Source organism: Paenibacillus sp. FSL H7-689, assembly GCF_000517905.1.
Taxonomy (GTDB): Bacteria; Bacillota; Bacilli; order Paenibacillales; family Paenibacillaceae; genus Paenibacillus; species Paenibacillus amylolyticus.
On sequence record NZ_ASPU01000057.1, the window covers coordinates 209,832 to 222,541 of the forward strand.

Annotated in this window: 10 protein-coding genes; 3 read left to right on the plus strand and 7 right to left on the minus strand. The window is 40.4% G+C overall.

What is annotated here, in order from left to right; all coding sequences use genetic code 11:
• The first annotated feature begins 203 nt into the window (after positions 1–203).
• A complete protein-coding gene (locus tag C170_RS25855; protein WP_036615686.1) occupies positions 204–2,087 on the plus strand; it encodes a beta-glucoside-specific PTS transporter subunit IIABC in 1,884 nt (627 codons plus the stop codon).
• Between the two features lie 386 nt (positions 2,088–2,473).
• Here the strand turns inward: C170_RS25855 and C170_RS25860 are convergent, their stop codons facing one another.
• The 3 genes from C170_RS25860 to C170_RS25870 form a co-directional block, all read right to left on the minus strand.
• Complete coding sequence (locus C170_RS25860; RefSeq protein ID WP_036616104.1) at positions 2,474–3,325, minus strand: arginase family protein; 852 nt, start codon at positions 3,323–3,325, stop codon at positions 2,474–2,476.
• A 170-nt stretch (positions 3,326–3,495) separates the two neighbouring features.
• Complete coding sequence (locus C170_RS25865) at positions 3,496–4,383, minus strand: arginase family protein (RefSeq protein WP_036615689.1); 888 nt, start codon at positions 4,381–4,383, stop codon at positions 3,496–3,498.
• Between the two features lie 432 nt (positions 4,384–4,815).
• Complete coding sequence (locus tag C170_RS25870; protein ID WP_036615692.1) at positions 4,816–5,922, minus strand: NADH:flavin oxidoreductase; 1,107 nt, start codon at positions 5,920–5,922, stop codon at positions 4,816–4,818.
• Positions 5,923–6,051: 129 nt separating this feature from the next.
• Here C170_RS25870 and C170_RS25875 point away from each other — a divergent pair, with 129 nt between their 5' ends.
• The gene (locus tag C170_RS25875; protein ID WP_036615694.1) at positions 6,052–6,909 is read left to right on the plus strand and encodes a LysR family transcriptional regulator; all 858 of its coding nucleotides are present in this window, start codon (positions 6,052–6,054) and stop codon (positions 6,907–6,909) included.
• A gap of 251 nt (positions 6,910–7,160) precedes the next feature.
• On the opposite strand, the gene C170_RS25880 is transcribed toward C170_RS25875, so the two are convergent.
• The 4 genes from C170_RS25880 to C170_RS25900 all read right to left on the minus strand — a co-directional run bounded on the left by C170_RS25880 (position 7,161) and on the right by C170_RS25900 (position 11,405).
• A complete protein-coding gene (locus tag C170_RS25880; RefSeq protein WP_036615696.1) occupies positions 7,161–7,379 on the minus strand; it encodes a hypothetical protein in 219 nt (72 codons plus the stop codon).
• A gap of 743 nt (positions 7,380–8,122) precedes the next feature.
• Entirely contained in the window at positions 8,123–9,361 is a 1,239-nt protein-coding gene (locus C170_RS25890; RefSeq protein WP_036615702.1) for a DUF418 domain-containing protein, read from the minus strand.
• A 170-nt stretch (positions 9,362–9,531) separates the two neighbouring features.
• A complete protein-coding gene (map, locus tag C170_RS25895; RefSeq protein WP_036615705.1) occupies positions 9,532–10,272 on the minus strand; it encodes a type I methionyl aminopeptidase in 741 nt (246 codons plus the stop codon).
• Positions 10,273–10,442: 170 nt separating this feature from the next.
• Positions 10,443–11,405, minus strand: coding sequence for a helix-turn-helix transcriptional regulator (locus C170_RS25900; RefSeq protein WP_036615709.1), 963 nt, complete (start codon positions 11,403–11,405; stop codon positions 10,443–10,445).
• 131 nt (positions 11,406–11,536) lie between these two features.
• Here C170_RS25900 and C170_RS25905 point away from each other — a divergent pair, with 131 nt between their 5' ends.
• Positions 11,537–12,661: a GerAB/ArcD/ProY family transporter gene (locus C170_RS25905; RefSeq protein WP_036615711.1), complete on the plus strand. Its 1,125-nt coding sequence runs from the start codon at positions 11,537–11,539 to the stop codon at positions 12,659–12,661.
• Positions 12,662–12,710: the final 49 nt, after the last annotated feature.

Sequence of the window (12,710 nt, forward strand, 5' to 3'; positions counted from 1 at the left end):
TTCATATACAACACATTAGATAAAGGATTGTGACTGGTAAAGCAGGCAAAACCTGGACTGATGGCAAAATGATTTTTCTTTTTATTTTGCCACGAGTTCAGGTTTTGCTGCTTTTTGGAAGTGAAACGATGTAAGCCGGCACATCAGGAACGAACAGCTCACAACCTGAGATCAATTACCCATCATGAAGGAGGCAATATGCTATGAGTAATAAAGACAAAGAACTGTCCATACGTGTTATTGAACTTGTTGGCGGTGAATCTAATGTGAATGATGTATATCACTGTGCAACCAGGCTTAGATTCACCCTGAAAGATCATACAAAAGCGAATGAGCAGGCGTTGAAAAATACAGCTGGAGTCATCACCGTTGTGAAAAGCGGCGGTCAATTTCAAGTCGTCATCGGCAATAACGTGTCCAAAGTTTATGAAGGAATCATGGAGCACACCAACCTTCAAGATGGCGGCAGCAAAACGGATACTAAAGAGAATGCAGAAAAAACAGGAATATTCGGAAAAACCGTAGATCTTATTTCCAGTGTTTTTTCCCCGCTGCTCAGTGCGCTAGCTGGAGCTGGATTGCTCAAAGGTCTGGTTGTTTTGTCTGTGGCGCTCGGCTGGCTAGATGACACCTCAGGAACTTATCTAATTTTAAATGCGGCATCAAGCAGTGTATTCACCTTTTTGCCCATATTTTTGGCAGTTACTGCCGCAAGGAAATTCAAAGCTAATATGAACGTATCCTTGGCTATTGCAGGAGCCCTGGTCTTTCCGACCATTTCCGCTGCGTTTAATAGCGGTCAAACTTATGATTTCTTAGGCATCCCCATTGTGCTTGTGATGTACACTTCCACCGTGTTTCCAATCCTTCTGGCGGTGTGGGTTCAATCTCATATAGAAAAATGGTTCAACTCGATTATTCACCAGTCTATCCGCAATATTCTTGTGCCGATGCTGTCGCTTCTAATTGTCGTCCCGCTTACCATTCTTGCTTTTGGACCGATCGGCAACAGTGTTAGTCAGGGGTTAGCTAGCGGTTTTACCTCACTCATGCAATTCAGCCCAATGTTGGCAGGAGCAGTCACTGGTGGTTTCTGGCAGGTCATTGTTATCTTTGGACTTCACTGGGCTTTTCTTCCAATTACACTTAATAATCTGGCGACAATAGGCTATGACTTAATGCGGCCGATGTTGACCGCAGCCGTGCTGGCTCAAGCCGGTGCTTTGCTCGCCGTTATGCTGAAAACCCGCAATTCACAGCTTAAAACCCTTTCCGGATCTGCTACGATTACTGCAATTTTCGGAATTACGGAACCAGGCATTTACGGGGTTACTTTACGATTGAAAAACCCGTTCATTTACGCATGTATTTCCGCAGCGATCGGGGGCGCAATTATCGGAGTCGGGGGTGGTCGGGCAGTCGCTTACTCACTTCCCAGCCTGCTCGCTTTTCCTACTTACGTAACAACGGGGTTCGCCTCGGTTGTGATCGGTGTTTCCGTATCTTTTGTCCTGGCTTTTCTACTCACGTTGCTGCTTGGATTCAAGGATCTTGAGGCTACTGTTGAGGAGCCGCAGATTGAAACTTCTGGACAGGAAAAACAAGCGATTGAGCCAAGTGAATCTCGGTTAAACAAGGAAATCATTGTGAGTCCGCTGAAAGGCAGTGTTCAGCTACTTGAAGATTTGCCTGATCCCGCCTTCTCTTCAGGTGCCATGGGACAGGGGCTTGTCATTGAACCCACTGATGGAATTTTGGTATCGCCAATCAATGGTGTCGTAACCACCGTATTCCCTACCGGTCATGCGCTCGGTCTGACCACGGACAGTGGCATGGAGCTTCTGATCCATATTGGAGTGAATACGGTAAAGCTAAAAGGACAATTTTTTGAGAAAAAAGTTAAAGAGGGCGATCGGGTTTCTTGCGGGCAACTGCTTGTAGAGTTTGACGCGGAGCAAATCCGGACAGCGGGTTACATCACTGCCACCTCAGTCATCGTTACCAACTCTGCCAACTACTTGGACGTGTTAAAAACTACCGAGCAGGAAGTGAAGCAAGGCGATTATCTAATGTCGGCGGTAGTCTAACGATTGGAGATGGATTACCTGTCGGTAATCGAACTATTTTCGGGTTATATAACTGTCTACTACTTCACTTATTCCGTATGATCCAAAGAAGCCACTCCGGCAAAGGAATGGTTTTTCTCTGGATAGCACTTTCCGTTTATTTATCAGCTACAATTGTAAATTCCCATGGAAGTTTTCGGTTTGCCAATCACGATGTCGGATGAAACTCTTGGACCAGTAGGCATCTCTGACTCCACGCTTAACTAGATAATACCAAACGCCTTGTTTCATGAAGACGAAGCAGTTTTGTTGTGATTTTTACATTTCTAATCTATATGAGCGATTAGCTAAAATTGCTCAAGTATATATAATCATCAGTACATCTACCAATTTTCAAAAACTCTCTTTTAGTTTTTTAGAATTGGCATATCCTTAAGTAAATTTTTTAAGTTTATAGCATCCCATGGAAGATGTTCTGTGATACCTAGTCCAACAACCGTAGTTAACAAGCTAACTTCTTGTATTAAAGTTATCAGCTCTGTAAGTTGCATCGTACCCATACGAGTATGAATTTTGTCAGACAGCGGCTTAGCAAATGACAATGACCTGAAAATCTTCGGATCAAGTACATCCAAATCCAAATGAATTACTACGTATTTGATTTGATTTTCTGAAATCCAGTCCAATATTGGTTTATTATTATCCTTTAATTCGGCGCTAGTTGCTGAACTAATAGATAACCTAGAAATAAGTTCCGATTCATGTTCAGTTGTTTGAACAAGTCCCGCTAACATAACGTTCTTCGGTAAGAAAGGCTTTTTAACCTTTTGAGAAAATTCTGGCGCTCCCTCACCTAACAGATTTCCTAATATATGAGCATGCCCGTTGGGCGTCACCTCTGGGGTTGCCACGTCAGGATGTGCATCGATCCATAATAGTCCAACTTCACTATTATAACGCTCATTTAAATAGGCGAATGGCGCTTGTTCAACCAAACAATCCCCGCCAAACATAACAATTCGATCGGGTTTATAAGCTTCAATTAAATGAGTTGCTGCATCCAGTTGATTCAACAATTGGTTCTTACCTACGATTCCTCCTAAAATACCTTCCTCTGTGTGGAGAGTCATATCTTCACTATAGGATACAGGTACTTTAACTGTCGTATGATTATTGTTTTCTGGAGCTAACCATGCTAGGAGCTCAGCTCCAAGAATATAACTTGGTTTGTTTCCTCCCTGCCACTGGGGCATTAGCATGCGTAACGTTTTAACAGTTTTATTATCAGTCACTTGTTTGTTCTCCTATCTAATACAGATGTAGTTCTTATGAATGCTACTAAGGAGACTAACTATATGAAGAAAGTGCTTCTGTTCCTTAATATCGATGGTCCCTTTCATTAAGCGCATACTTTTGAAGCATTAGTATCTTAATCGTTAAGGATAGGCATTTTCTGAAGTAGTTGTTTTAAGTTTATTGCATCCCATGGAAGATGTTCGGTTATCCCGAGACCAACTACATCAGTGACATCACTAACTTCATTGATCAATTTTGCTACCTCAAAAAGTTGCATTTTGCCCATAGGAAAATCAATCTCTAAGTCTGATAACGGATTTGCAAAGAGCAATGATCTGAAAATTTTCGGGTCAAGAACGTCCAGATCCAAATGAATCACCAAATATTTAATCCTATTCGTTTCGATCCAATCCAGCACAGTTTTGCTACTTTCTTTTAATTGAGAACTGGACGCTGATTTAATTGATAATCTTGAAATTAGTTCCGATTCTTGGCCAGTCGGTTGATCTATTCCCGCGATCATTACGTTCTCTGGACGAAAAGGCTTATCTACTTTAGCAGCGAATTCAGGAGCTCCCTCACCTAATAGATTACCCAATACATAAGTATGACCATTGTAGTATTCTTTTGGTGTTGTTATATCAGGATGCGCATCAATCCAAAGTAATCCCAACTCACCACTGTAACGTTCGTTTAAATAAGCGAATGGGGCTTGCTCCACTAAACAGTCTCCTCCAAACATGACAATTCGGTCTGGTTGATATGCTTTGATTATATGATTTGCCGCATCAAGTTGATTTAATAATTGCTCTTTTCCCACAATATCACCTATAATACCTTCCTCTTTTTCCAAGGGGGTATCATCGCTCATTGAAACAGGTACTTTAACGGTTATATGCTTATTATTCTCTGGAGCTAGCCATTCAAGAAGCTCAGCTCCAAAGGAGTAATTAGGATTATCTCCCCCTTGCCATTGAGGCATTAACATACGCAACGTTGTCGAATTTTCTTTGCTTTTCATGATCTTTTCTCCTTTACATCGAGGTACAATTTAGTATACATGAGTCACATATTATGAATAGTACGCACTTTTATGATAGGTACTTTCCAAAAAGATAGTGTGTAACTTATAGATGAATTCCACAGGCGGTATCAAAGGTTCAAACATCTTTCGTTGTTATCTGAATAAGAACGTTAAAATCACTTTGAAATGGATATTTTCCAATATTAATTAGTATATAATTGCAACCCACTAATTGAATGTCTGTTTTCTACTTTAATTGCCACAGGTCATCCGTTTAAAACGACCTATGGCAATACTATTATTGCTCAATAAGTTCTGAAAGCCATTTATTTGGTGTCGAGAATGCATACCACTGATTGAGAGCTCTACACAGATAGTATGACATCCTCAGTTTGAAATAATTGAGTAAAATACTTTTGTCTGTTCCCATTAAAGCATTTCAAAATTTTTGATCGTTGCATCTGGTCGCAGTATCTTATCCTCTCTCATCTCAGCTAGTAGCTTACCTTCTTTAACTTTAGTAACCCAATCGTGGTTAGCTAGAGCTCCCTTTCCTAATGTCACGAGATCAGCCTTATCATCAGTGATGATTTCAGATGCTTTTAATGGATCTTCAAGTTGACCGTTGGCAATGACAATTTTACCTGAAAATCTTTTAGCTAGTTGTACCAATGAAGGCCCATTCTCTTCGAAAGCAGGCTTCCATGCCTTATATTCAGTCACATGAATGTAATCAAGCCCGGTTTGCCCTAATCCACCGAAAATGACTTTAGCTTCTGCTTCACCTCCACCCCATTTATGGATATAGTCATTGACTTTGGCTTGAGAAATTCGAATACCTACTGTAAAATTCGGTCCAACGGCTTTACGGACTGCAGATGAAACTTCAATTAAAAGCCGTACCCGATTTTCGGTCGAACCGCCATACTCATCTGATCGTTCATTAGTGTAGTCGGTCAAGAATTGATCAAGCAAGTAACCATTGGCTCCATGAATTTCAACACCATCAAACCCTACTGCTTTTGCCCGGATTGCTGATTCCACAAATCCCTGAATCACTTGTTCGATATCTTGCTTTGTTGCAGCTATCGGAGTAGGAAATTTATCAACTCCACCATAGAACGCCAAAGGATCTCCTTTAGGTTGCACTTTTGAAGGAGCTAGGTTATGGGAACTGAAGCGATTTCCTTGAGAAAGTGCTCCTGCATGCTCAAGCTGAACTATAATTGCAGCATCCGCTTCATGTACAGTATCCACGACTTTTTTCCAAGCAATAGCTTGTTCTTCATTTATCAAGCCAGGTTGGTTAAAGTAACATTGACTGTATAATTGATCTGTGTATGTTCCTTCTGTAATGACAAATCCAAAACCTCCACGAGCAAAAGACGCATAATATTCAGCCATCTGCTCCGTGGCAAGACCTTCCGGAGTAGCACTCGTACGAGTCATTGGAGCTACTCCTACACGATTTTTTAGAAAGTTATAACCAACGTTGACAGGTTCAAACAATTTATTTTTTTGTACCAATTTAACCATCCACCTTTAACAATTATGTTTATATATCATTCAGAATATGAACATTATAAAATGAATGAAATGAACAGTAAAATTGATGTTATTGAATCTTTAGTTCATTAAAAATGAACTCACTTTAGGAGGGTATCTATGGAACTCCGCCATTTGATTACATTAAAAACTATTGTTGAAAAAGGAGGATTTAAGAAAGCAGCTGAACATCTCGGTTATGCTCAATCTTCTGTCACAACACATATTAAAGAATTGGAGGAAGAGTTCGGTAAGCCTATTTTTGATCGCTTAGGTAAACAAGTTGTGCTCACACAATACGGACATCAATTTCTGCCGTATGCTCATAAAATTATTGAGTTGTATACGCAAGCACTTACTTCAAATGATGAGCCCTCGGGAAATTTGACACTAGGTATTTCGGAATCCTTAATGATCTGTCGCATCCCTTCTTTATTGGTTGAGTATGGTGAGAAATATCCGCAAGTTAACCTTTCGCTCAAATCACTTGACTACCAAGATGTCTCTCAAGCTGTTCAAAATGGTGAGATTGACCTTCTTGTTGCCTTAGAAAAAGAGGGATGGGGGGCTCCCGAACTACACTGCGAACGTTTGGTGAGAGAAAAAATGGTCCTTATTAGTCCCCCTCATGAGAAAAACCATGCAAAAGGAACTGTGTTATATACGGAACGTAGCTGCAGTTACAAATCTGTATTCAAGGATTACATCAATTATAAAAAAGTCGATGTTATGAACAGTATAGAGTTCCAAAGTATCGAAGCGATTAAGCAATGTGTGAAAAACGGACTAGGCATTTCGATGGTTCCTTACTTTTCTGTCAAAGAAGAATTAAAATCCAAAAAATTTCAAGGCGAAGAAGTTGGGTCTGACCGCCCTACAATATCCACATATTTGGCATATCATAAAGATAAGTGGATTTCACCTGCAATGAAACAGATGATTAATCTAATTCAAAAACACGCAGCTAATTGGGAATAGCTCACTTTTGAATAAAAAGAAAGTCAGCTATTAAATATAATAGCTGGCTTATTATTATGTGCATAATAGAAACTCCTTACTCAAAAAATCTTGGGTTATCTACTAAAAATAAGTGTTTCATCTTTCACATTTTTGTTAAATATCAACGACGATAGAACATTTATTAGCGCTGGGGCTCAAATCCTCAGGTAAATGTATCAACTTATCTAATAGGAACAAATATACGAATCATAAAATCATCCAAGGCATATTCAAGAAAGTGGCCAACCACGCTTCAATCTAATCCGAAATGACACAATGTTCTTGTCCATCGACATCAACTCATAATATATGGTATCGACCGAACCATTAAAGGTTACGATGACATCAGGTCTCGCATCCATAATCTTTTCCAGATTCGCTGAGTCACTACCCAAGTCAATAATCTGGGCAGGACAGGCGTAAGGCTGTAATGTAGCAAACTCCTTCATTGCTTCCACCCCACTGGTTGATGCGAGTGGAGGCCTATTCAAAGCAAAAAGTGATGCATAATTATCTAATCGATCATTGAAATAAGTTCTTTCCGCTCAACCCTTGAGATAGGCAATTACATGGATTAAACAAAAAAGTCGCTGCTTTAGCGACTTTTATATGAATACCTAATCTCCAGCAGAGTATCCTATGAAAAATATTTCCCTGAGTGCAGATCTTCTATTTCTTGAGAAAGTCTTTTAGTATGTAACTTCATAATTCTCCAACCTCCATACTTACACATACTCACTGTTCTTTTCGTTTAAAAAACATCTTGCCAACCATAAGTCCCATAGCCGATGAACAGATCAGATACCCAAAGAACAAGAAAAGTAAATAAATAACATGAAGATCTGCAGGAATCTGTTTCAAACCTTCAAACCAAGCAAAACGAAAAGGATAAAAGATGACTACCCAAATGATCAGCAAGAAAAGAAGAAAATTAATTATTTTTAGCACAATAATGATCCTTTCAAGCTTGAGTGGAAACAGTTGAATGTATATGCTTCATCTTTCATTTCGCATTACCTTACCACTGCCCGCACTATATTAGTTAGCTTATGTATTAGGGTTGATATGTTGAATCTATAAATAATTACTAATTATAACAGGAAACATTAGGAAGATGATCGTTACGGCATAAAGAAGCCCTTTCTTTTGGTGGAACGAGCTTCTTTTTGCGTTTCACGATAACACTTTATGCTTACTGGACACCAGGCGCGTTTTCATTCGTAGTTAAATTTGATCTTTTCTTCTTTCTTGGCTGCCCTTTCCAGGACAGATAAGTCCAAATCCGTAGGATATACTCGACAGGTCCATTGCTAAATTTCTTAAGATATAGCGGACTGAGCCACAATTGAATACCGTAGACAGCAAGCGCAATAATTGCTCCGATAAACACGCCAGCACTTCCAAACAGTCCCAGGCCATATCCATAGAAAATTGTTGTACAGATTACGCTCTGCATCAGATAATTCGTCAACGAGAGACGGCCGACCGCCTCGAACCTGCCCATCAGGCTGAAACGGCGGTTTCCAGCATACAACAGCGCGAATGCGTATATGTATCCGAGTGCAAGCAACGCTCCTCCAAGCGTCCCCCCGATTCCGATTCCGAGCCAACCTTCCGCACCCAATTGTGGCGCCAATACACCGTATGCTTTGAGTATCAAACCTACCGGAATCAATAATGATGCCCGGCGAAGATATATAGCTCGCATCGTTTGGGGATCGCTAAACGTGCCTATTCTGGCAGCGTGCATGCCGAGCAGGAACATCGGCACCGTCATGAGTGGTGCTAACATCAGGGCTATCAGGGCAAATGACAGCTCCAAATCCCCGCCGAATGGATCGCCGTTATTACTGAAATTCCTGATTTCCGCGTATGTGCCGTTGCCGTATACATCCTGACTTTGAATGATGTAGTTCTCCATATGAATGGACTCAATCGCCAGCGGGTTCATCGGATTAGATGCCTGGAGACCAAGTATGCCCGCTCCCATGAGTAGCAGTACCGCCCATATGAGTAGCGTTTTGGGCTTCCGATTAAGGAACATGAGCAAGAAGAAACCGAGTACACCATAAAATGTAAGGATATCCCCTTCCCATAGATAGATGATGTGCAGTAATCCGATTCCAAACAGTAGTAGAAAACGGCGTGCCAGATGACACTTTGGTCGTAAATCTCGTGATTTTAGGCTTTCCGAGAGCTTAACCATTCCAAAGCCAAACATAAATGCAAAAATCGGCATAAAACTGCCCACCACAGTGATCAGCAGGAATGAGAGGAAAGCCTGATCTGCTCCGCCAATCCCGAACAGTTGGGGTTTGCTCTGGCCATACATTCCATATTGGAAAGCCAGCATATTCGCCAGTACAATGCCGACCAGACTGAATCCACGCAGTCCATCAATGACTTGAACGCGCTTTTTTGTTGTGCTCAATCAATCACCTCTGTCTATAACATAAAGATCAGATCTAAATATACGTTAAATCCTTCCATAATTTCAACATAAATTAATAAGCGAACGTTTATATTTTGATTTACTTTGACGTACCACTAAAACAAAAACAAAAAAAGTCGCTAAATTTAGCGACTTTCAGTTTGAACACCTTAAAGAGTGACAATAATCGGACCATTTTTAGTAAGGATAATGGTATGTTCTATTTGAGCTACATAGCTGTTTTTAGTAACAAAGGTCCAGCCATCTCCAGTTTGGACTACTTCTTCTTCTGAAGTTGAAATAAATGGCTCGAATGCGATAACCATACCTTCTTTTAACAATTCATCATCCGATGGATCATTATAATTATAGATGTGGTCAGGTGCTTCGTGTATTCCACGTCCAACACCATGTCCTGTAAGGTTTTTGATAACCGTTAATTCATGCTGTCTAGCAGTTTGGAATACGGCTTTTCCGATCCCGCTTTTTTTGGAGCCCGGTTTTGCTTTTTTTAGACCTGCTTCAAATGCCAATTTAACAACGTCGCATATTTTCGTTAACACTTCTGCACCTTCGCCTACGACAAACGAGAGTCCCGTATCTGCAAAATAACTGTTCTTGGAGCCCGACACATCAATATTGACGATGTCCCCTTCTTGAATAACCCGATCTCCCGGAATACCATGTGCCACTTCTTCATTAACACTAATACAAGTAAATCCCGGGAAATTATATTCACTTTTTGGAGCAGAAACTGCGCCAGCTTTCTCAAAAAGCTCTCCTGCCAAATCATCAAGTTCTTTAGTCGTTATGCCTGGGATGGTTCTTTGAACCAATTCATCTCGAATAGAAGCTACAATTTTGCCAATTTCCTTCAAGCCATTAAAATCTTCTTCTGTTCTTGCGATCATTTTTTCTTACCTCACTATCTTTTATCATTAATTGATTACATAAGTGTTATCTTTGATTGCACATTAGATAATCATATCCAAAGCAGCAAAGCTTCGCAACTTTTTTATCTAGTTCTTTATCAAGTTCCCTGATCAAAATCCGATGAGTTCAAATGCTGTCAGTGAAGCTGTTAAAGTTGATAGTATTCCATTAACTCGGATACAACAGCAACAAGTCTGTCCTTCAAACGCTGTGGTTCGATGACTTGAATGGACTTCCCATAGGATAGGAGAAAATAGGGGACGTATGTATCAATTGATTTTTCATCAAATAAAAAGATGGCTTGATTAGAAGTCCGCTCTTTCAGATAATGTCCCATAAACCAATGCAGCCCCAAGTCATCCAATGCCTCTGATCGGCCTTCGATAACCAAGGAGATTAACCCCTCTTTGCCCCCTACATCAGGTAATAAATTTTGCAGAAAAAATTCACGGGCTGAAAAGGCTTCCGAACGCTTAAAGCGGAGCGGAGTAAGCTTGATTCGCAGAATACGATCTGCCCGAAAGCTGCGGAATTCATTCCTCAAGTGGCAAAACGCAATGGTATACCATTTATTATTCCAGTAAACCATTCCATACGGGTCTATTACTCTATTCTTGGGTTGTTCATCTCGGCTTCTGAGATAATCAATTTCGACAGAGCAATCATTAGCCACGGCTTGCTCCAATTCCGCCAAGATCGGCTGAACGGATGGATCTCCCATGCGATTGATAACGTTAAACCCGGCTAAATGACGGCGAAGTGTGTTTTCCTGATCCTGATTTGTATACATTTTCAATTTGGATGTTGCATTGTCCAATGCCTCACTCAAAGGATATCCAGCTTCTTTTGCAAACACAGCAGCTTGGAGAAGTGCCTTTTTTTCATCAATATCAAATAACAGAGGTGCCTTGATATGCTGATTCAGCAAGCTATACCCGCCGTTGTGACCCGTATCGGAAATGATCGGTACTCCACTGGCACATAATGCATCAATATATCGATATACGGTTCTTATATTGATTTCTAACTTTTCGGACATCTGTTTTGCAGTTACTTTGGTGCCTGAATTCAGCATCCATAGAATGGCTAACATATTATCGTTCTTTGGCATAACCTGCATCCTCATCTTCAATTCATTATTGGATATCTCCACATTATATCAGTACAGCATATTTTACATAAAACATCTGCGTTGGGCGATACTACCTAGAAATATATTCTCCGGTTTGGAGCGAAGGCCAAATGAAGCAATCCACATCTAATATTAATACCTCCGAGGTCATTATTGTAGTTATCAATTCAATACTCGGAGCTGGAATTCTAACACTCCCTCGCACAATTAGTAAAGCAGTAGGGACACCAGATGTATGGATTTCTGTCATTTTATCAGGATTAATTGTAACCACAATCAGCATCCTCCTTGTAACGTTGTGTCGTAGATTCCCCGGTAAAACGGTATTCGAATTCATACCCGAAATCACAGGTCAGTGGATTGCTTATCTATTGGGACTTTTAATTATCGTATATTTTGTTGTTCTTTGTTCATTCGAAGTTAGAGTCATGGCCGAAATTACAAGTATGTACATCCTTGAGCGCACGCCTACTTGGGTCACCATTATGGTCAGTCTGTGGATTGGTATTTATATGTTAACGGGTGGTCTTAAGGTCATCATCCGGGTCTTTTCAATCGTGTTGCCCGTTACGCTTGTGTTGTTAGCGCTGGTTTTTCTTTTAAGCAGCAAGATGTTTGAAATTAATAACCTCAGACCACTCCTGGGCGATGGATTCATGCCTGTGTTGAAAGGTCTTAAACCTTCGTGTCTCTCCTATTCTGGATATGAAGTTTTACTCATCATCACAGCTTACATGGTAGACGTGAAAGCAAGCAATAAAGCTGCTATATACAGCATACTTAGTTGTACGATCATCTATTTGGTCACGATTGTTACCGTTGTAGGAAACTTATCTTTGCCAGGAATTCAAACACGAATGTGGCCAACGTTCGACATGGTTCGAAGTTTTGAAATTGAGGGGTTTCTTTTTGAGCGATATGAATCACTGTTCATTGTGTTTTGGCTGATGCAGATCTTTGCAACCTATGCTTTTAAACACTATTTTGCGGCAATCGGGATCCGAGATTTGTTTCGTCTCAAAAATATTACGAGCATACAATTCGCGATGTTGCCAGTCTTGTATGTAATTGCTTACTTGCCTAAAAACCTGGAGGAAACGTTAGCTTTGGGTGATTTTCTTGGCAATATGTCCATTTTTTTATTTGGCTTGTTACCCCTGCTACTGCTGATCATTAGTTTTGTTCGTAAAAAAGGCGGGAAGCAGGCTTCTAGTGAAGCACTTAAGGCAAGCTGAATGTTTGGTTCTTATTGTATGTAGACAGTACAAAAAAGAAAAAAAAGCC

Bases quoted from the DNA above. Each gene is read 5' to 3' on its own strand.
- C170_RS25855 (WP_036615686.1), top strand. From the start codon at position 204: ATGAGTAATAAAGACAAAGAACTGTCCATACGTGTTATTGAACTTGTT.
- C170_RS25860 (WP_036616104.1), bottom strand. From the start codon at position 3,325: ATGCTAATGCCCCAGTGGCAGGGAGGAAACAAACCAAGTTATATTCTT.
- C170_RS25865 (WP_036615689.1), bottom strand. From the start codon at position 4,383: ATGAAAAGCAAAGAAAATTCGACAACGTTGCGTATGTTAATGCCTCAA.
- C170_RS25870 (WP_036615692.1), bottom strand. From the start codon at position 5,922: ATGGTTAAATTGGTACAAAAAAATAAATTGTTTGAACCTGTCAACGTT.
- C170_RS25875 (WP_036615694.1), top strand. From the start codon at position 6,052: ATGGAACTCCGCCATTTGATTACATTAAAAACTATTGTTGAAAAAGGA.
- C170_RS25880 (WP_036615696.1), bottom strand. From the start codon at position 7,379: ATGAAGGAGTTTGCTACATTACAGCCTTACGCCTGTCCTGCCCAGATT.
- map (WP_036615705.1), bottom strand. From the start codon at position 10,272: ATGATCGCAAGAACAGAAGAAGATTTTAATGGCTTGAAGGAAATTGGC.
- C170_RS25900 (WP_036615709.1), bottom strand. From the start codon at position 11,405: ATGCCAAAGAACGATAATATGTTAGCCATTCTATGGATGCTGAATTCA.
- C170_RS25905 (WP_036615711.1), top strand. From the start codon at position 11,537: ATGAAGCAATCCACATCTAATATTAATACCTCCGAGGTCATTATTGTA.